We start from the raw sequence: 19,103 nt of genomic DNA on the forward strand, positions 1-19,103 counted from the left end.
TAAACGCTCTGTAATCTAGCTTTATACAACCATAATTGCTTCGATTTCGATATCAGCATCTTTAGGCAGTGCTTTGACCGCATAGGCTGCACGTGCAGGATAAGGTGCTTGAAAGTACTTTGCCATGATTTCGTTTACTTGACCGAAGTAAGAGAGGTCAGATAGCAGAACGGTGATTTTAACAAAATCGTTTACGTTGCCGCCAGCGGCTTCGGCTACGGCGGTTAGATTTTCAAATACTTGTACCGCTTGGGCTTCAAATGATTCGGTTACCATCTCCATTGTTTCTGGATTTAATGGGATCTGGCCAGATAGGTAAACGGTGTTGCCTGCTTTTACTGCTTGAGAGTATGTGCCGATCGCCGCTGGTGCTTTATTGGTAGAGATAATTGATTTGTTGCTCATGATCATTCCTTCAGGGTAAAGAGAGGTTGGCCAGTGAGCTGATCAACCTCGATATGTTAAGTGTTATTGCGCGTGTGATTAGCTGTAGCGGGCTACAGATAAACCTTCGTTATCGATATCCGGTGTTTTTTGGCTGATGACATCAGCAACGTATTTGCCTGAACCTAATGACATGGTCCAGCCTAAGGTGCCGTGACCTGTATTTAAGAAAAGGTTGGAGATATTCGTTTCACCTAAAATGGGGGTGCCGTCCGGTGTCATGGGGCGTAAGCCTGTCCAGAACTCGGCTTGCTCTATATCGCCACCGCCGGGAAAGAGATCGTTAACGACAAATTCAACATTAGCGCGACGTTTTTCTTCGAGCTCTTTATTGTAGGATGCGATCTCTGCGGTGCCGCCCACACGAATACGATCATCAAAACGGGTAACCGCTACTTTGTAAGTCTCATCCATAATGGTTGAGGTAGGGGCTTTTGATGGGTCGATAATCGGAAGCGTTAGGGAGTAGCCTTTAATGGGGTACACGGGGACTTTTAGGCCGATTTTAGACAGCATGAGCGTTGAGTAACTGCCGAGTGCAACAAGGTAAGCGTCCGAGGTCATTTTACCGCGTGACGTACTTACGTTGACCACTTCACCCCCATCGGTATTGATGTTGAGAATGTCGGTTTTCATTTTGAATTTAACGCCCATCTTTTTGCACTCTTCCGCAAGGGCATTGGTGAATTTGAAGCAATCACCGGTTTCGTCACCGGGCAACCTAAGGCCACCTACGATTTTTTCTTTTACTGCGGCGAGGGCGGGTTCATAGTCAAGACAGCCGTCAGTATCTAGGACTTGGAAATCGACTCCACACTCTTCCAGAACGGAGATGTCTTTTTTAGAATCGCTCACCTGTTTATCGGTACGGAAAAGTTGCAGGGTACCTTTACTGCGTTGTTCGTAATCAATATCGAGTTCTTGGCGCAGATTAATAAAGCAATCACGGCTATATTCAGCTAAACGCATCATGCGTGCTTTATTGGTATGGTAAGCACCCTCAGTACAGTTGGTGAGCATTTTAGTCATCCAGCCGAGGGTCTGTGTATCGATCTCTTTTCCGCTAATCATAAACGGAGCGAGGTCTTGCATTAACCATTTAATCGCTTTAAGGGGGATGCCAGGACCAGCCCAAGGCGCAGAGTATCCAGGGGATATTTGTCCTGCATTGCCATAACTTGTTTCTAAGGCGACATCTACTTGGCGATCGATTATAGTTACTTCATGGCCTGCTTTGGCTAAATACCAAGCACTTGTAACGCCAACCACGCCTGCACCTAAAACCAATACTTTCATTGTGTGACCTCATTTATTAAATTTATTTTGCTAATGAGAAAACACCAGTTTATTGGCTTTTTAGTATTAAATGGCTTTGAATTTTCTTATAATTAAGAAATATAACCTAGTTTATGTTAATTTTTTAGTGGATTATTTTGGATGTCTAACAACAAAAAGCGCGCATTAGATCGGCTGGATATCAGTATACTCCGCACCTTGCAGGTTGATGGGCGGATTAGTTACGTTGATTTAGCAGAAAAGGTGGGTTTAAGCTCTACCCCGTGTATTGAGCGGGTTAAGCGGTTGGAAAAAGAGGGATATATCGAGGGTTACCATGCCCGATTAAACCCTCAGTTGCTGGACTACAATATGTTGGTCTTTGTTGAGATCTCGTTGTCTTATCAAACCCCTGACGCGTTCCAGATGTTTAATCGTGCGGTGTGTGATTTACCTTATATACTTGAGTGCCACTTGGTATCGGGTGATGCCGATTACCTACTCAAGGCGCGTATTAACGATATGTCGGAATATCGAGCGCTGTTAGGGGATATGTTACTCACATTGCCCGGTGTGAAAAACTCTAAGAGTTATATAGTGATGGAAGAGGTAAGGGAAACCCATGCTTTACCTATTGAATATAAAGCGGGCAGTTAATCAAGGTATTCGTGCTATAGCCGTTTGTGTGTAAAGCGCAGCGTCCGTCGGGTTTTACGACTGGTGCGGGCCAGCCTTGCCTTATACCTATTTTCTGTTTTTTAATTTAAAAGTCGCCGCTTTTTCTAGGGCCATTTCTACGTTCCTAGTTACCCCGCCATTCCGCGCGCTATTTCATGCCTAGATAGTAAGCCTCTTAAATGTTTTTATGCGGCCTTTATCGTTGCTGCAGATGAAGATGTGTTCGATATATACAGAAAATAGCCTGTTATTATTCTTAATTTAAAGCGAACGCTATTGAATACGTCCTCTTTGTAGTGAAAACGTCTGATTATGTGTGGATTTTCCCAATAGATCGCTATAAATACGATTAATTCTCTATTAAATAGCATATTTCCCTTTTATGAGGGGGTAATTAAAGTTATTTATTCGGAATATCCGTTAATTTCAAAGCCATTATCTAGTTGAATTAACTTATCTTATGGGTAACTACTATGTGTTGTAATTAAGCTATCGCTGTTTTAGGGCCGTTTCTTTTTGGCAGAAGCATAGGTAATTTCGAGCAATACTCGCTTGTGCTGTGATAGCTGAGGCCTGCATCTTGCGCGAAATTATCAAGTCGGTCAGCAGTTATGCTGTTTTCACACCTAAGAGTTAACTGTTCTTTTGCGATCACAAACGCATTTGAAGTACAGTATTGGATGTTCTAATAATAAGACTCTCAAGAGTAAACAAACCTCAATTAAGACAACAATATCGAGGAATAATAATGGAAGCATTAACCAATTTTATCAATATGGTTAACGGCATTGTATGGGGTCCCATGATGCTGGTATTGATTCTAGGTGTAGGCCTGTTCTTGCAACTAGGATTAAAACTGATGCCAATCTTTAAGCTTGGCACTGGTTTTAAACTTATGTGGAGCGGCCGTAAAACGCCTGACTCTGAAAAAGAAGAGGGTGATATATCGCCGTTCCAAGCGTTGATGACAGCGATGTCGGCAACGGTAGGTACAGGTAATATTGCAGGTGTAGCTACTGCTGTATTCCTAGGTGGTCCTGGTGCACTGTTCTGGATGTGGTGTACTGCACTGGTGGGTATGGCGACTAAATTTTCAGAAGCTGTACTGGCGGTTAAATACCGTGAAGTAGATGAAGAGGGAAACCATGTGGGTGGCCCGATGTATTACATCAAGAATGGCCTAGGTAAAAAATGGGCTTGGATGGGTACGTTATTCGCTATTTTCGGTACCATCGCTGGTTTTGGTATTGGCAACACAGTTCAATCTAACTCGGTTGCATCCGTTCTTGAATCTAACTTCGGTACACCGTTGTGGGTTACCGGTGTTGTTTTAATGGTACTTACGGCTGCTGTGTTACTTGGCGGTATTAAACGTATTGGTGCTGTTGCCGGCTCCCTTGTACCGTTGATGGCGATCAGTTATCTTGTTGCTGGCCTTGTTGTATTGGCGATTAATGCTGATGCGATTCCTCATGCTCTTGATCTTATTTTTACGTATGCATTTACTGAATCCGCTGCTGAAGGTGGTTTTGCTGGTGCTGCGGTATGGGCGGCTATCCGCTTTGGTGTAGCGCGTGGTGTATTCTCAAACGAAGCGGGCTTAGGTTCTGCACCTATTGCTCATGCGGCGTCTCAAACTAAAGATCCTGTTCGTCAGGGTTTAATCGCGATGTTAGGTACGTTCCTCGATACTATCATCATCTGTTCGATTACCGGTTTAGTGATTATTACATCGGGTGCTTGGACTTCAGGTGAGTCCGGTGCAGCATTGACCTCTGCGGCTTTTGCTCAGGCACTTCCTGGTGTTGGTAACTATATTGTCGCAATCGCTTTGGCTATTTTTGCTTTCACAACTATTTTGGGGTGGAGTGTTTATGGCGAACGTTGCGCAGAGTACCTGTTTGGCGTGAAGATTATTGTACCTTTCCGCATCCTTTGGATCCTTGCTGTTCCTGTGGGCACAATGGTTGGTTTAGAGTTTGTATGGTTGCTGGCTGATACGCTTAATGCGTTGATGGCGATCCCTAACTTGGTAGCCCTTGCGCTATTGAGTCCTGTTGTATTCCGCTTAACACGTGAGTACTTTGAAAAGCAGGCCGCGGCGTCTTTAGCGGGTAAATAAAGGCGACAGTAAGCCAAGACGGCACAGCCGTTATTGTTTTAAAATTCAATAAGTTAGTTAACCGGGCCTTGGCCCGGTTTTTTTTGTCTATTTTTCGTTATTTGTTTACATAACTTTACAGATAAATGCTTAATATTAGATTATTCTTACGTAGTACGATGATATTATTATGTCTGATGATTAAATCAGTGAGGAGAGTCTAACAATGGAAAAGTTTATTAAAGCAGCATTATGCGCGACGGTATTGGCGACAACCGTTTCACCTGTTATGGCAGAAGATTTCCCTTTTGAAGACCAGATTGAAGGCCGTCAAGGTTACTTCCAGATGGTTAAATTCAATATGGGTGTTTTGGGTGCAATGGCAAAAGGTGAACGTGATTATGATGCCAAATTAGCGCAAGCAATTGCCGATAACCTTAAAAATGCAGCTTTAATGGATAATGCGCTTATGTGGCCAAAAGGGTCTGATATGGACGCTGAGGGTTTATCCGGTAAAACAAAAGCTAAAGCCGCTATCTGGCAGGAAGGTTCAGATATTGGTGAGAAGCATGAGAACTGGGTTGCAGCAGTCAATACTATGGCTGAAAACGCAGGTCAGGGTGTTGGTGCACTACGTGGTGCGATTGGCCCGCTAGGCAAGTCATGTAAAGCATGTCATAAAGAATATAAAGCTAAATAAGTGACTGTTAGGCAGCTTTATTCTTCAATGAAGCTGCCGTTATAATTTTTTAAGGGCACAAGGAGTATCAAATTAATGGTTAAGATTTGGGATCTACCAACTCGGATTTTCCATTGGGTGCTTGTCTCGCTATTTGTCTTTCTTATCTATAGCGGTAATTGGGATGACAGCTTCATGAAATGGCACTTTTATAGTGGCTATTTACTGTCGGGTTTGATTCTGTTTCGTGTTTTATGGGGGATAGTTGGTACGTACTATGCCCGTTTTTGCTCTTTCGTCGTTTCGCCTATCAAAGGGCTTACCTATTTAAAATCGATGTTTAAGGGTAATTCAACACATTTTTATGGTCACAACCCAGCGGGTGCCATGATGGTTGTGATGCTTATTTTATTGCTGATGTTGCAGGTAGCGTCCGGTTTAGTCACGTCTGATGAAGTGTTATGGGATGGACCTTTTTATGCCAGTGTCAGTGATGAATTAGCCAGTTTAGGTGCTGAAATTCACCATAAGGTACAGCTGATATTACAGTGTTTAGTCGGGCTACATATTCTTGGTGTCGTTGCCCACAGTGTCCTCTTTAAGGAGAAACTGGTGGCGTCTATGATCACGGGGAATAAAAAGGATTTAGGGAACGCGAAACCACGGGGTTCTATTAATCCAGTGGCTTTGTTGATGTGTGTCGCAGTAAGCGTTGCCTGGGTGTATTACTTATTTGGTTTACCTATCTAAGCGCCATCTTTGGGTGTTAAGGGAGAGGACGCTCTCCCTTAGTTATTACTTATCTGGTGTGCACTTCATGTTAGATTTTTTGGGTTAAGCAGTCGACTTAGCTCATCCCCATCCATACCTGTGACTTCTATTGCGACCTCCAATACGGTTCTTTTTTCTGCATACGCACGTTTAGCGATTATAGCGCCTTGTTCATAGCCAATGACTTGGTTTAATGCGGTAATTAGGATCGGGTTGAGGGCGAGGGTCGATTCTATTTGGGCGGTATTGATTGTCATTTCCGAGATGGCGCTGTCTGCAAGTAATAACGCACTGTTACTTAACAGCTCAATACTTTGCGTTAAATTATGGGCGACTAGGGGGAGCATGACATTGAGTTGGAAATTACCTGATTGCCCTGCAAGGGTGATGCAGCAATCGTTACCGATGACTTGAGTGGCGGCCATCGCTACGGCTTCTGGCGCAACAGGGTTTACTTTGCCGGGCATGATACTGCTACCCGGCTGTAATACCGGTAAGCTGATTTCACCTAACCCCGCTAAGGGGCCGCTGTTGGCCCAGCGTAGATCGTTGGCAATTTTGATTAAGGCGACAGCTAAGGTCTTTAACTGTCCACTAAGTTCTACGGCGGTATCTTGGCTGCTGAGTGCGGCGAAGTGATTATGGGTTACGTCTAGTGGCAATTGGGTGAGCTGGCTTAACTCGGCACAAACCGCTGTTGCAAAGCCTTTAGGTGTGTTGATACCGGTGCCCACGGCGGTACCGCCAATCGCAAGCTGATACAGCCGTGGTTGAACAGCCTGTAGTCGCTCTTTTGCTTGATCAAGTTGAGCTTTCCATCCACTGAGCTCTTGCGCATAAGTTACGGGCATCGCATCCATTAAGTGCGTTCGACCGGTTTTTACAACGTGGGTTAAGGTTGCTGCCTTATCATCAATAACTTGGATGAGGTGGTCTAGCGCCGGTATAAGTTGGTCGTTAAGCAATAGGGCGGCACTCAGATGAATGCAGGTGGGGATTACGTCGTTGGAGCTTTGGCTCATGTTAACCTGATCATTAGGGTTAACGGGGATGCCGAGCTGTTTAGAGGCTAGATGGGCGATCACTTCATTAGCGTTCATGTTGGTACTGGTGCCGGAGCCGGTTTGGAAGACATCGAGAGGGAATTCTCGGTCGTAGCACCCTTGGCTAACGTCCATTGCTGCGTGTTGAATCGCCACTGCTACATCTGGCGCAAGCGTACCTAGCTGGGCATTCGCGCGGGCGCAGGCGGCTTTGACTAACCCTAATGCACGGATAAAAGCCCGCGGCATGGCGATACCGCTGATGGTAAAGTTATCCACTGCGCGTTGGGTCTGGGCCCCATAAAGGGCATTGATGGGAACTTGTACCTCGCCGAGCGAGTCGCTTTCTATTCGATAGTTGTTTTTATCCATGATTTCACCTAATTAGCGGGCTGGTTCCCACTTTAAGTTTAGTCTAAGCGTGGATGAGTATAGGTTATGTTTTAACGATGACTGGCAATGTCAAGATATGTCTCGGGGATCGATCAGCCTTTAAGTAAGGTAAGGGCTGATCGCTCTGTTTTTTTGCTGGCCTTTAGCCTGCGGTTAACTCAATGCTTTGGTCCTGTGTGGCGGTGAAATGAAGCTCATGGCTGCTGCATATGATGATTTTATCGGACCAGTGGGTTCTTAATTCTCGGTAGATCTTTTCCGCGAGGGCGCTATCTAGACCTGCAGTCGGCTCATCTAGCAAGATTAGTTTAGGGTCTTGGAGTATTAGGCGTGCTAAGCCGATACGCTTACGTTCACCACCTGAGGGTTGCCACTCACCTTCACCTAGCCATGTATCTAACCCTTGGGGGAGTCGTTTCGCCCAATGATCTAACTCAACAAGCTGGAGCGCGCGCCAGAGAGCGGGCTCGTTGATAGTCAGGTTAAGTGTAAGGTTATCCCTGAGCGTAGTACGGAGTATGTCGATCCGTTGCGGCATTAAACGGATCTGTTCTGCGCTGATGCCATTAACGTCGATCGTGCCATTCTTAGCCTTGAGTTGACCATAAATGAGCGCTAAGAGTGTGCTTTTTCCTACACCGCTATGTCCGCTGAGCCATACCCAACCGGGCCCCTTAATCTGCGCGCTGAACTGTTCAAATACAGGGCGGTGTTGCTGTGGATAACTGTATTCAAGATGATTAATCTGTACGCTTAGTTTAGGGCTACTTGTGTGGTTAAAGTGCCGCGTGTCAGGTTGTTCGGGGGTAGCTATCAAGCTGTGTTGTAAGCGTCCTAAGGCGGCTAATCCCAGACCTAGATTGGCCAAGGCTGGGCAGTTACTTAGCAGTACTTCAGCGCTACCTAAGGTCAGTAAAAGGAGCATAAAGGCATATGCGCCGTCGAGTTGCTCGTGTTGAAAGGCGAGTAAGCCCTGCCAAAATACCAATACGGTCATTATGATTAAAATGAGTTGAGTCAGTAGCAATACTGCTTGTTGACGTTGTACTGCAGTGGCTTCCTCTTGATCGGTTTCTTGTGCTTGTTGTTGCAGGAAGTGCCCGCTGTCTCGCAAGCGTTCAAATAGGGTAAGTGTTCTCATGCAGCTTAAGAGCGCACTGGCCGAGAGCCATTGTTGACTGTGTTGTTGGTGTAATTTGGTTTCCGAGGCTAAAACTCGATGGCTGTATAGCCAAGGCATTACAAACGTTGCAAAGAGCAGGGGAACAATGACCCACGGCAGTAAGCTGGGCAGCACTATATATAAGGTGATGAGGTAAGCGATCATCACTAAAAAGCTAACAGCGGCGGGGAGAATAGCTGAAAGATAGATGGCTTCGATATTTTGAATGTCTTGTAACAGGCGGCTGGAGGTTTCGTGACGGTTAAGTTGCTGCTCACTCCAGCTCATTCGGCTAATTAAACGAAAGAGGTTAGCCCGTAAGTGAGAGATGATACGAAAAGTGGCTTCATGGCTACTTAAGCGCTCGCCATAACGCCCAGCAGTACGGGATATAGAGAGCCCGCGCACGATGGCTCCAGGGGCGAAAAAGTTAAATGCGTGGGCGGCTACAGCGCTGAGTCCCGCCAACGCGGCTGCGCTAATAAACCAGCCAGATACTGCTAAGAGTGCGATACCGGAATAGGCGGTTAATACCGCCAGAATAATCCCCAATAGCGCCATCTTACGTTCCTGTAACAGCAGCTTTAGATAAAGCCGTTTTACATTAGGCATCGGATAAGGCCTCCATCGTAATCACTTTGTTGAAAAAGTGCCGGTCAGAGGGCCGGTGACTGGTCATGATGAGCATGCCACCCTGTTCACTATACTGGGCAAGTTGCTGCATGAAGGCCTGCGCTGTGGCGTCATCTAAATTTGCGGTAGGCTCATCCAGTAGTAATAGCTTGGGCTTATGTAAAAATACCCGGGCGAGGGCGATACGTTGTGCTTGACCGCCGGATAGGTAGCCTCCGGCGTCACTGATGAGGTAATCCAGCCCACCGGTGAGGGACATGACAAGGGTATCTATCTGCGCATCGTTAAGTGCTTTTAGCAGGGCCTCATCGCTGAAATTACGTCCTAGGCAAAGGTTCTCTCGTATAGTGGCGAATAATAGCTCCGGTGTCTGGGTCATATACCCGATGTGCTTTCGCCAGTGTGGGTTTTGGTAGAGGGTGTGCTCAATACCATTGATTTTGATGGCTCCATAGTGGAGTGGGTAGAGTCCGGCCAATGTATCTAATAGGGTGGTTTTACCTGACCCAGACGGGCCGCTGAGTAGGATCTTATCGTTGGCTTCTAGCTGTATGGAGAGCGGGTGGTGTAACGCCTTATCTTTATCGCCAGACTGCACGGCCTCGATATATATGTGATGAACCTCAGGCAGGGCTTCGAGGGTCGAGTTGAGGTCAGTACTCGTTCTGTCATCGGCGAGTTGGTTTAAGGTGAGTAGGTGTTCGGCTACGCTGGTGGCGTCCGCTTTGGCGTGATATAGAGTTCCTAAGCGGCGTAAAGGAAGATAAAACTCTGGCGCAAGCATCAGTAGAAATACACCTTGGCTTAGTGAGAGATCAGTGCTCCAGCTTCCCAGTTGATATTTATCGAGGAAAAACAGGCCAAGATAAACAGCGACAAGCGCAACGCTAATGGCACTAAAAAATTCCAGTAAGGTATTTGATAGAAACGCTAAGCGTAATACACGCATGGTGGCTTCCCGGAAGGATTCCGATCGTCGAAATAATTTATCCGCTTCCTGTTCCGTTGTGCCAGCAAGCTGTAAGGCTTGTAGGTTCTTGAGTCGGTCGGAAATTAAATTGCCAAGTCGATTCAATTGTTTAAGGTTATCTCGGCTGGCTTGTCCCGCTTTGTGGCCTACCAAAATCATAAACAAGGGCACGAGTGGTGCTGTGATTGCTAAAATGAGCGGGACCAACCAATTAACGGTCGCAGACGCTAAAATGACGGCGATCGGCATGAGTACCGCTAAATATTTATAGGCACTGTAATCAGCAAAATAGAGCCGTAGGCTATTGATTTCGGTGCTAAGTAGGTTGCTGAGTTCAGCACTTTTAAAGGTAGGGAACAGACGGATATTAAGGGAAAAACAGCGTTCGAGGGCAAATTGACGTAAGTGGTTGCGTATTTTAATACTGGCCTGATTGGCAACGTTATTTTGCAGGTAGGTCGCTACGGCTTTTGTCACCAAACTGAGCGTTAATATCAACCAGGTTTGCCCATCGGGTAGCGTGCTGTCGGCTTGAAATAGGGCCTGATCTAAAATGCCCGCGACCATAAAGGCAAACAAGATCGTCATTGTGATCTGAACCAAACCTAGCAATACCGATAAGCGGTTTTCCCGTTTACCCTGTTGGCTAAATTGGCGAAGTAGATCGGCCGCGTTGTTGAACTGCATTTTTTGAGGCACTTTACCCATGGTTACTCTGTTAACTCTAATGTTTGGCTATTTATGCTAGCTCTAAATATGGGTTTTTGTCATTATTGACAGATGTTTGACAAATGACGAGATGGTATCGATGACCCACACCAGCTGGCTTGCCTCTATTACCAATGTGTTGGATAGCTACTCTGAACCCGCAGTGCTGTTGGATGAAGAGTATAATGTAGTGGCGACAAATCAACACTACGATCATCGTTTCAAGCAGCATTCGAGTAAAGGCTTGAGAAAGTGCTATGAAATTTCGCATGGTTATAAGCAGCCCTGTGATATGGAAGGCGAAAGCTGTCCATTGAGGGCGGCGGCTGATAGTGGCTCTACTTCCAGTGTGTTGCATATTCACAATACGGCTCAAGGCAAAGAGCATATGCGAATAGAAACCACCCCGGTGACAGATGAGCAGGAGCGCTGTTATTTTATCGAGGTAATGAAACCGGTTAGTGAGGTCAGTGCCGAACCGATTGCAAATAAAATGATTGGTCGAAGCCCAGCGTTTAATGCGTTGGTCGATCGCATTCAGCGTGTAGGTAAGACCGAAACCAATGTATTGCTGACCGGACCATCGGGTAGTGGTAAAGAGCTTGCCGCTTTGGCTTTGCATGATGTTAGCCAAAGAACACGGAAGCCTTTTGTGACCGTTGAATGTTCGGGGTTGGCTGATTCGCTGTTTGAAAGCGAAATGTTTGGTCATGTTAAAGGGGCCTTTACCGGCGCGATCAGTAACCGTAAAGGGCTGGTTGAGTCTGCTCGTGGTGGAACACTGTTTTTGGATGAAGTGGGCGACATTCCTATGCATCAGCAAGTTAAGTTGCTGCGCTTGATTGAAACGCGAACGTTTCGTCCGGTGGGGGACAGTCAAGCTTATGAAGCGGATTTTCGCCTTATCTGTGCGACCCACAAAAACCTGCCCGCCATGGTTGAGGCGAATGAGTTTCGTGAAGACCTTTATTACCGTATTAGTACATTCCCAATTCGATTGCCTTCGCTTGCTGCGCGTAAAGCAGACCTGCCGTTGTTGGTTCAAAGTATTTTGTTGCGAATCGATAGTCATACCCCTTTTAATCTGGACTCTGAAGCGATGAGCCTGCTGGCAGAACAGCCGTTTAAAGGGAATATACGGGAACTGAAAAATATATTGGAACGGGCTACTGTGTTGAGCGATAAGCCTGATATTACCGTTGATATTATGCAGCAGGCACTGGATTTGAGTACGTTTCCAGATGTGGCTGAAAATACTGTAGCGAGGGGCTTGCTGGGGCTGGCTCAAGCAAAACTGAGTTTGGAGGCGCTTGAGCAGGCGTATATTAAACAGCTTCTGGCGCATTACAGCGATAAGTCCGAGGTTGCTAACATTGCGGGGTGCAGTTTACGTACGCTCTATCGCAAGTTAAAAGTAGGTAATGATTAAGTTTCATTGACCTAGGTTGAGTGCGTAGTGCTGTCCTGGCAAATACGCATTGAGTAACCCTTCGTATTAAAGGGGAAGAGGTAGGGGCTAACACTGGGTTAGCCCTCTTAGTCCTGCTTTTTATTCTTCGTCGAAGTGGTTTTCTAGCCACATGGCATTAATAATGCCAAAACTGCACGCCAGTAATACCCCTAAGATCCAAGTAAAATACCACATCGTGCTCTCCTAATAGTTTGAAACGCTATTCTGTTCAATAAACTCAGGCTCAATTCTTCGCCACATTTTGTAATAGCCCCATAAGGTATAAATCAAAATGAGGGGAACAAAGAACATCGCCACCCAGAACATGATCTCTAACGTGAGTGCGCTTGATGTGGCATCCCACAAGGTTAAGCTGCTTGCCAAGTCCGTTGATGATGGCATGACAAACGGGAATAGCGTAGAGCCCGCCAGCAAAATAACGACAGCAATATTGACTGCACTAACGGTAAATCCCCATCCAGCTTTGCCACATTTTGCCAAGATACTAACCAGTAGCGGTAAGACGATGCTTCCCGCAGCTAACAGCCATAATGCGGGCAGGGTGGCGAAGTTACCTAACCAGCTGTCCGTTAATGCAACCTCTTTACTCAATGGGTTTGAGCTAGCATCGGTGACAAGGGTAGAGACAATCTCATAACCTGGGATCATCCATATGATAGCGGCACCCGCTATTAACATAAGTACAGCGAGTACAGGGCCGAGTAATGATGCGTATTTCTTTGCCCGCATCTCTACATCACCCCCTGCACGCATCTGTAGCCATACCGCACCGTGTAGTAACAACATTGTGACACTCGCAAGGCCGCAGATTAAGGCGAACGGATTGAGTAGCGCCCAGAATGAACCGGTGTAAGTTGAGCGTGTTAGCTCATCAAAGTGGAAAGGTACCCCTAAAAACAGATTACCAAAGGCCACACCAAACACTAATGAGGGCACAAAAGAGCCGAGGCATAAGCCAAGGTCCCAGTTATTACGCCAGCGCTGGCCATCCATCTTACTGCGATACTCAAAACCGATAGGGCGGAAGAATAAGGCAAAAAGGACAAGCAGCATGGCCCAATAGAAGCCCGAAAACGCCGTTGCATAAACTAAGGGCCAAGCCGCAAAAATGGCGCCGCCTGCGGTGATAAACCACACTTGGTTACCATCCCAATGGGGACCGATAGTATTAATGACAACACGTCGTTCCGTATCTGTTTTACCGATGATGGGGAGCAGCATCGCCGCCCCCATATCGAAACCGTCAGTGACTGCAAAACCGATCAGTAATACACCGATCAGGAGCCACCACATGAGTCGCAGCGTTTCGTAATCAAACATAGTGAGCAGCTCCTTTATCTTCGTTCAGAGAAGGCTCGTTATCATAACGTCCAGTGCCAAGCGCACTTGGGCCTTTGCGGATGTACTTGACCATGAGGAATACTTCGATCACAAGGAAGAGTGAGTACAGTGCTGCGAACCCAGCAATACTCATCCATAGATCCGTTTCGCTTAGGGTTGAGGTCGCTACATAGGTGGGTAAAATTTCACCAATCGCCCATGGTTGACGTCCAAACTCGGCAACAAACCAGCCCATTTCATTTGCGATCCAAGGTAGAGGGAGTGCAAACATTGCGAATTTAAGTAACCAACGTTTTTTGTACTCTTGGCGACGGGCTGTGTAGTAAAACGATAGAGAGAACAGCAGCAGCATTGTAAAGCCACAAGCCACCATTACGCGGAAGGTCCAAAACATTGGCGCTACTTGCGGGATAGTGTCTTTAGCGGCTGCTTTTATTTGTTCTTCTGTCGCGTCCACAACATCGGGTGTGTAGCGTTTTAGGAGTAGGCCATAACCAAGGTCATGATTAACGGCAGAGAAGGCCGCTCGGTTTTCTGGCGTGTCTTCACCATTACGCAGCTTCATCAAGAGGGCATAAGCGTTGATACCGTTACGGATTCGGCCTTCGGCGTGTTCCGTTAACTCTTTGATCCCCATGATCTCTTCATCGAGCGATCGTGTTGCGATTAGGCCGAGTGCGTAAGGGATACGTACTGCCATGTCGGTTTCTTGGGTTTCTTGGTTAGGTAAGCCAAAGAGCGTGAAAGGTGCCGGGGCTTCATGGGTTTCCCATTCAGCTTCCATGGCGGCAAGTTTCACTTTCTGTACTTCGCCCACTTCATAGCCACTCTCATCACCTAAGAGAATAACAGACATGACAGAAGCAAGGCCGAACGCTGATGCGATTGCAAAAGAGCGGCGGGCAAAGCCAACATCTTTATTTCTCAACATGTAGTAAGCACTAATGGAAAGAACAAAGATGGCACCGGTGACATAGCCACCTGATACGGTATGCACAAATTTAACTTGTGCTACTGGGTTAAAGATCACTTCTGCAAAGCTGCTCATCTCCATGCGCATCGTTTCAAAATTGAAATACGCACCGACGGGGTTTTGCATCCAGCCATTAGCGATCAAAATCCATAGGGCTGAGAAGTTGGAGCCTATGGCAACAAGCCACGTCACCCCTAAATGCTGTACTTTGGTTAGGCGATCCCAGCCAAAAAAGAATAAACCAACAAAGGTCGATTCAAGGAAAAAGGCCATTAACCCTTCTATTGCTAAGGGGGCGCCAAAAATATCACCTACATAGTGAGAGTAATAAGCCCAGTTAGTACCAAACTGAAATTCCATTGTGAGGCCGGTAGTGACACCTAGCGCAAAATTGATCCCAAAGAGCTTACCCCAGAAGCGGGTCATATCTTTGTATACTTGCTTATTGGTCATCACGTAAACAGATTCCATGATGGCTAGCAAGAAGGCGAGTCCCAACGTTAAGGGGACAAAAAGGAAGTGGTATAGCGCGGTTAAGGCAAATTGCCAGCGCGATAGTTCCACGACAGTTTCAGATACCATAATTAATACCTTTTACTTATTACCGATTTATTCGGCATGTGCAGATGTTGTCAACCATAGTAAAGCAGAAGTCGTGCCAGTTATTTTCTTGTCGCTGAATAAGCTAAACGACAAAAGTATACGCCCTGCCACTTTGGGCCGAATAGTCTTTTTTTTGGATATATTCCGCGCCAATGTTCCTTTATTTTTCCCTTTTACTTAAGGTCAGTGGGCCCTTCATATTTGCTCTATTCTTTAAACGGGAGTGTAGCCATGCAGCATCACATCATATACAGGGCGTATAAGTGATTTCTCCATCACCCAAGCCAGCTCGCTTTTATCCAGCGGGTCTACTACCTGAATAGGTAGGGTCGTCATAGGCTCAAGGCTGTAATCAAACTCCCATAGCATTGCGTGGCCAACATCTAAAATCATCGGGCAAGAGGTGTACCCGTTCCAGTGGGCCGTTAAGGGTTGGTCGGTAATAAGTGACTGCAAATTGCTGGCAACAATCGATAATTGGGATTTAACCGATGCGGCTGTTTTACCTATAGGTGTGCCTACGGTGTCGCCAATACCAAAAACATTGGGGTATCGTTTATGTTGCAGTGTGTATTTATCAACCTCTAAATAGCCTTTAAAGGTGGTTTCATCAATTAACTCAGATTCCCGTAAGCTTTTGACCGTTGTCATGGGGGGGACTACATGTATAAAGTCCCAATCCATGGTGCGTTGAGCGTTGTCGGCCAAGGTAAAGGTTGCTGTTTGGGCGGCACTGTCTAGGGAGGTTAGCGTGTGCTCATAATTCGGCGTAATTTGCCGCTCGGCCCAAATCTCCTGGAGTCGTTGGTCAAATGCTTTGACAGAAAATAGCTGGTTCTCAGCGGTGCAGTATTCAAAATTAAAAGCGTCTCGTTGCCCTGCTTGGCGCACAAAATACTCTATGAGATTGGTTGCTTTCATCGGAGCGCCTGCGCATTTTATGGCCCCCTGTGGACGCGTAAATAGGGCTTGTCCGCCTTTGCTTTGGGCAAATGTTAGTGCTTGTTGATGGCTCGCAATACCGGCCTCGGGGCTTAGGTAAATACTGGCGATGTTCCCTTGGCCAATTTCATTCGTGTCGAGACCTTCAATCATGTCGTAGCGTAACTCTAAGCCTGTGGCGACAATCAGATAGTCATAGTTTAGTACCTGTCCTGAGGTTGTAGTGATCTGGTTATTATCAGGGTTATAGGCTTCTACACCCGCTTCAATCCATTTAACTTGGCTGTCTAAATAGGTGGCATTATCTTCGATGACTTTACTTTTGCTTTTATAAGCACCGGCCAAAAGTAATGTTTGCCCCGGTTGATACCAGTGGTAGCCACGCGGGTCTACGATGGTGATCTCTGCGCCACTAAAATAATGGAGTAGTTTGTTTGATAGGGCGAGTCCGCCTGCGCCACCACCGGTAATGAGAATCTTTGCTTTTGTATTGGTTTTGTTGAGTTCCCAAGCCCCGAGACCAAAGGCACCTGCGATACCTAACGTTGCGCCAGTCTTGAGGAGGTTTCGACGATTAATTGACATGGTTATCACCTTTTTGAAAATACCTTAGAGACTCTTTAGGGCGTTGAGCGTCTATGGTTAATAGACGTGCCTGCTTTGGTGGATCGGGCTGTTACCTGTTGTCTTTAAGGGATGAAAGTAGATTACATACCCGCTATGTTTTTTGGTTATTTACATCAATGGGAAAATGTTTTATCGAGTGTTCTGCCAATTTCATCCGTCTATGTTAACGGCTATCTATTAACTTTGTGACATATGTGACAAATTTTTTGTCATATAGTGTTTTTTTCGCGCTCGATGTGATGCTTATTGCGGCACACTGTTTAAGTGAACGCTATATAGTAGAGTCCACTTTATCGTCAATGTGTCTTATATTAATAATATCTTATATAGCTGGGCATGGGAATGCGTCTAGGTATGGGGGGAGTGAGGGGTAAACTGGGCCTGTGATTTGACCCAGTTTATCCAGGACACACTGTTAGCGCATATCGAATAACTCTTGATGGAAATCTTTTGAGGCGACTCCTTTCGCTTTAAAGTCCTTACGTAAGAGTTGGCCTAAGGCCATGGGTCCGCAGTACCAAAGACTGGCTGAACGCCAATTAGGCACAGCTTCGCGAATTTTTTCAGGGGTTAAGCGCCCATCTTTTGGTGTTACGATGAGGTGTAAGTTAACGCCTGCGGCTTTAGCATCAGCGCAAAGTTTATCGATGGCGGTTTGGTCAAAATCACTTGTGGCGTGAAAGAGATCAATGTTCTGTGTCCCAGGGGTTTTGGCGAGGTACTTCATGCGGGCAATAAAAGGTGTAATGCCGATACCGGCGCCGACCCAGATTTGATGTGAACAGTGATCACGAAAATCGAAACAACCGTAAGGGCCTTCAACTGTAACGGGCAGGCCAACCTTGAGCCAATCGCGTAGGCGACTGGTCCAGTCGCCTAGCTCTTTAGTGATAAAGGTCAGGGTGTGTTGTTCTGCATCCCAAGCCGAGGCAATGGTATAGGGGTGTGCACCTTCGCGTTTTTTTGACGTAACAAACGCAAATTGGCCCGGCGTGTGGCCTTTCCAATCGGGGTTTACATCAATGGTACATTCAATCACTTTTAGGTCGGGGTAATAGGTGAGTGAGTCAACGACTCCTTGTGTTTTTCGCCCTTGTCCTACGCGGCCAGTCAATACGAGCAGGGCCGAGAGTGTGCCACTGATCAGCAATAGCGCGGTGACCAAGCCGATAGGCTGGAGCCAGTAATCGAACTTAGTTAACACGAGGGTGTGGAAAACTAACACTAAATAAGCAACGGCAATCCAATAGTGAACCTTTCTGAATAGGTGGTAGGGGAAGTGTTTGATCAATGCCAAAATGATTAAAATAACAGCGGCATAAAAAGCCCATTCGCCTAATGACTCGGCTAAGTGGCGCTGATCCCTTAACCATTGTTCTAATGTAGGTAGGGCTTCGGGGCTGAGTTTGTTTCGTTCAGGTTTGGTTAGCCAGCCCCAGCCTACCATCCATTTTGTTCCGGTTGCCCACCACCAGTGCAGTGTTGCGGTTACCAGCGCGGCGATACCTAACCATTTATGTAAACGGTACATCTTATCGAGTCCGTGCAGCTGCTTTTCCATCCATGTCGAGCGCATCGTCAACAGCATAGCAATGCTCATTGCGCCGATGGCGATTATGCCGGTGTATTGAATAAATACAGAGCGGAATGAGAAGTAGGTCAAAGGTTCGGGCATAAAAGTGTCAGCAAGTAACCATAAGGCGGTTAATGCAAGCAACGTACCCCAGAAGCTAATTTTTAATGCGTTCATGTTGAATCCTTCCAGTAACGCTAACAATTGATGGGATGGTTAATAAAGGTGTGTTTAGGGCTCTAAGGCATGCAGGATGACATGCTGTAATTGACTAATGGTTGTCCCCTTAAATGCACGATGTTTTTCTGTAGGCATGTAAAACCGTGTTGTTTAAAAAAAGGCATGGCGATTCGGCTCGCCTCTACAGTGAGGGTCGTCAGGCCTTTTTGGTCGGCGATTGTGCGCACCTGTTGTAGCAGTTGACTGGCGACCCCGGCTCGTTGGTAAGTCGGATGGACATACAAACAATCAATGTGGCCATCTTTTTCTAATTCGATAAAGCCAATGAGGGTATTGTTTTTTACGGCGACAAAAGGTTTTTTTACGCTAAGGCGTGACGCCCACTCAGTATAATTGGGGGGCGTGGGTGCCCAAGCATCTCGTTCCTCTTTTGAATAGATCGTCTCAGGAATCGCGTGCACTGCCGCGTGAAATAGGTCGGCTATCTCTGTGTGATCGGATGGCTGGTAGGGGCGAATTTTCATGGGAACTATTGA

The 19,103-nt window shown here is 46.4% G+C and carries 16 protein-coding genes; 5 read left to right on the plus strand and 11 right to left on the minus strand.

What is annotated here, in order from left to right:
• Positions 1–21 precede the first annotated feature (21 nt).
• Entirely contained in the window at positions 22–405 is a 384-nt protein-coding gene (locus A3773_RS04185) for a Rid family detoxifying hydrolase (protein ID WP_067983396.1), read from the minus strand.
• Between the two features lie 78 nt (positions 406–483).
• Positions 484–1,740, minus strand: coding sequence for a D-amino acid dehydrogenase (locus A3773_RS04190; RefSeq protein ID WP_067983397.1), 1,257 nt, complete (start codon positions 1,738–1,740; stop codon positions 484–486).
• Between the two features lie 141 nt (positions 1,741–1,881).
• Between A3773_RS04190 and A3773_RS04195 the strand changes: the two genes are divergently transcribed.
• The 4 genes from A3773_RS04195 (at position 1,882) to A3773_RS04210 (ending at position 5,927) form a co-directional block, all read left to right on the plus strand.
• Positions 1,882–2,376, plus strand: a complete 495-nt coding sequence (locus A3773_RS04195; RefSeq protein WP_067983399.1) for an Lrp/AsnC ligand binding domain-containing protein — start codon at positions 1,882–1,884, stop codon at positions 2,374–2,376.
• Positions 2,377–3,145: 769 nt separating this feature from the next.
• A complete protein-coding gene (locus tag A3773_RS04200; protein WP_067983401.1) occupies positions 3,146–4,519 on the plus strand; it encodes an alanine/glycine:cation symporter family protein in 1,374 nt (457 codons plus the stop codon).
• Positions 4,520–4,724: 205 nt separating this feature from the next.
• On the plus strand, positions 4,725–5,198 hold the full coding sequence (locus A3773_RS04205) for a c-type cytochrome (RefSeq protein WP_067983403.1): 474 nt from the start codon (positions 4,725–4,727) through the stop codon (positions 5,196–5,198).
• A 75-nt stretch (positions 5,199–5,273) separates the two neighbouring features.
• Positions 5,274–5,927: a cytochrome b/b6 domain-containing protein gene (locus tag A3773_RS04210; RefSeq protein ID WP_067983405.1), complete on the plus strand. Its 654-nt coding sequence runs from the start codon at positions 5,274–5,276 to the stop codon at positions 5,925–5,927.
• A 65-nt stretch (positions 5,928–5,992) separates the two neighbouring features.
• On the opposite strand, the gene A3773_RS04215 is transcribed toward A3773_RS04210, so the two are convergent.
• From A3773_RS04215 to cydD, 3 genes are all read right to left on the minus strand, one after another.
• A complete protein-coding gene (locus A3773_RS04215; RefSeq protein WP_067983407.1) occupies positions 5,993–7,363 on the minus strand; it encodes a class II fumarate hydratase in 1,371 nt (456 codons plus the stop codon).
• Positions 7,364–7,526: 163 nt separating this feature from the next.
• Positions 7,527–9,158 (minus strand): amino acid ABC transporter ATP-binding/permease protein, encoded by a 1,632-nt coding sequence (locus A3773_RS04220; protein ID WP_067983409.1) that lies wholly within the window; start codon positions 9,156–9,158, stop codon positions 7,527–7,529.
• Positions 9,151–10,857 (minus strand): thiol reductant ABC exporter subunit CydD, encoded by a 1,707-nt coding sequence (gene cydD, locus A3773_RS04225; protein WP_067983410.1) that lies wholly within the window; start codon positions 10,855–10,857, stop codon positions 9,151–9,153. The genes A3773_RS04220 and cydD overlap by 8 nt, the downstream gene beginning before the upstream one ends.
• A gap of 100 nt (positions 10,858–10,957) precedes the next feature.
• Here cydD and A3773_RS04230 point away from each other — a divergent pair, with 100 nt between their 5' ends.
• Positions 10,958–12,286 carry a sigma-54 interaction domain-containing protein gene (locus A3773_RS04230; protein ID WP_067983412.1) on the plus strand — a complete coding sequence of 443 codons (1,329 nt, stop codon included), beginning with the start codon at positions 10,958–10,960 and terminating at the stop codon, positions 12,284–12,286.
• A gap of 120 nt (positions 12,287–12,406) precedes the next feature.
• On the opposite strand, the gene cydX is transcribed toward A3773_RS04230, so the two are convergent.
• The 6 genes from cydX to A3773_RS04260 all read right to left on the minus strand — a co-directional run bounded on the left by cydX (position 12,407) and on the right by A3773_RS04260 (position 19,091).
• A complete protein-coding gene (gene cydX, locus A3773_RS04235; RefSeq protein WP_067983414.1) occupies positions 12,407–12,502 on the minus strand; it encodes a cytochrome bd-I oxidase subunit CydX in 96 nt (31 codons plus the stop codon).
• 9 nt (positions 12,503–12,511) lie between these two features.
• Positions 12,512–13,648 carry a cytochrome d ubiquinol oxidase subunit II gene (gene cydB, locus A3773_RS04240; protein WP_067983415.1) on the minus strand — a complete coding sequence of 379 codons (1,137 nt, stop codon included), beginning with the start codon at positions 13,646–13,648 and terminating at the stop codon, positions 12,512–12,514.
• Positions 13,641–15,224, minus strand: a complete 1,584-nt coding sequence (locus tag A3773_RS04245) for a cytochrome ubiquinol oxidase subunit I (RefSeq protein ID WP_067983417.1) — start codon at positions 15,222–15,224, stop codon at positions 13,641–13,643. The genes cydB and A3773_RS04245 overlap by 8 nt, the downstream gene beginning before the upstream one ends.
• A 234-nt stretch (positions 15,225–15,458) precedes the next feature.
• The gene (locus tag A3773_RS04250; protein WP_067983419.1) at positions 15,459–16,772 is read right to left on the minus strand and encodes an FAD-dependent oxidoreductase; all 1,314 of its coding nucleotides are present in this window, start codon (positions 16,770–16,772) and stop codon (positions 15,459–15,461) included.
• Between the two features lie 457 nt (positions 16,773–17,229).
• Positions 17,230–18,564: a ferredoxin reductase family protein gene (locus A3773_RS04255; RefSeq protein ID WP_067983421.1), complete on the minus strand. Its 1,335-nt coding sequence runs from the start codon at positions 18,562–18,564 to the stop codon at positions 17,230–17,232.
• Positions 18,565–18,626: 62 nt separating this feature from the next.
• A complete protein-coding gene (locus tag A3773_RS04260; protein ID WP_067983423.1) occupies positions 18,627–19,091 on the minus strand; it encodes a GNAT family N-acetyltransferase in 465 nt (154 codons plus the stop codon).
• Between the last annotated feature and the right edge of the window lie 12 nt (positions 19,092–19,103).

The organism is Neptuniibacter pectenicola, from assembly GCF_001597735.1.
GTDB classification, from domain to species: Bacteria; Pseudomonadota; Gammaproteobacteria; order Pseudomonadales; family Balneatricaceae; genus Neptuniibacter; species Neptuniibacter pectenicola.

What these genes read in the sequence shown, in the direction of transcription:
- A3773_RS04185 (WP_067983396.1), bottom strand. Translation starts at nt 405, where the DNA reads ATGAGCAACAAATCAATTATCTCTACCAATAAAGCACCAGCGGCGATC.
- A3773_RS04190 (WP_067983397.1), bottom strand. Translation starts at nt 1,740, where the DNA reads ATGAAAGTATTGGTTTTAGGTGCAGGCGTGGTTGGCGTTACAAGTGCT.
- A3773_RS04195 (WP_067983399.1), top strand. Translation starts at nt 1,882, where the DNA reads ATGTCTAACAACAAAAAGCGCGCATTAGATCGGCTGGATATCAGTATA.
- A3773_RS04200 (WP_067983401.1), top strand. Translation starts at nt 3,146, where the DNA reads ATGGAAGCATTAACCAATTTTATCAATATGGTTAACGGCATTGTATGG.
- A3773_RS04205 (WP_067983403.1), top strand. Translation starts at nt 4,725, where the DNA reads ATGGAAAAGTTTATTAAAGCAGCATTATGCGCGACGGTATTGGCGACA.
- A3773_RS04210 (WP_067983405.1), top strand. Translation starts at nt 5,274, where the DNA reads ATGGTTAAGATTTGGGATCTACCAACTCGGATTTTCCATTGGGTGCTT.
- A3773_RS04215 (WP_067983407.1), bottom strand. Translation starts at nt 7,363, where the DNA reads ATGGATAAAAACAACTATCGAATAGAAAGCGACTCGCTCGGCGAGGTA.
- A3773_RS04220 (WP_067983409.1), bottom strand. Translation starts at nt 9,158, where the DNA reads ATGCCTAATGTAAAACGGCTTTATCTAAAGCTGCTGTTACAGGAACGT.
- cydD (WP_067983410.1), bottom strand. Translation starts at nt 10,857, where the DNA reads ATGGGTAAAGTGCCTCAAAAAATGCAGTTCAACAACGCGGCCGATCTA.
- A3773_RS04230 (WP_067983412.1), top strand. Translation starts at nt 10,958, where the DNA reads ATGACCCACACCAGCTGGCTTGCCTCTATTACCAATGTGTTGGATAGC.
- cydX (WP_067983414.1), bottom strand. Translation starts at nt 12,502, where the DNA reads ATGTGGTATTTTACTTGGATCTTAGGGGTATTACTGGCGTGCAGTTTT.
- cydB (WP_067983415.1), bottom strand. Translation starts at nt 13,648, where the DNA reads ATGTTTGATTACGAAACGCTGCGACTCATGTGGTGGCTCCTGATCGGT.
- A3773_RS04245 (WP_067983417.1), bottom strand. Translation starts at nt 15,224, where the DNA reads ATGGTATCTGAAACTGTCGTGGAACTATCGCGCTGGCAATTTGCCTTA.
- A3773_RS04250 (WP_067983419.1), bottom strand. Translation starts at nt 16,772, where the DNA reads ATGTCAATTAATCGTCGAAACCTCCTCAAGACTGGCGCAACGTTAGGT.
- A3773_RS04255 (WP_067983421.1), bottom strand. Translation starts at nt 18,564, where the DNA reads ATGAACGCATTAAAAATTAGCTTCTGGGGTACGTTGCTTGCATTAACC.
- A3773_RS04260 (WP_067983423.1), bottom strand. Translation starts at nt 19,091, where the DNA reads ATGAAAATTCGCCCCTACCAGCCATCCGATCACACAGAGATAGCCGAC.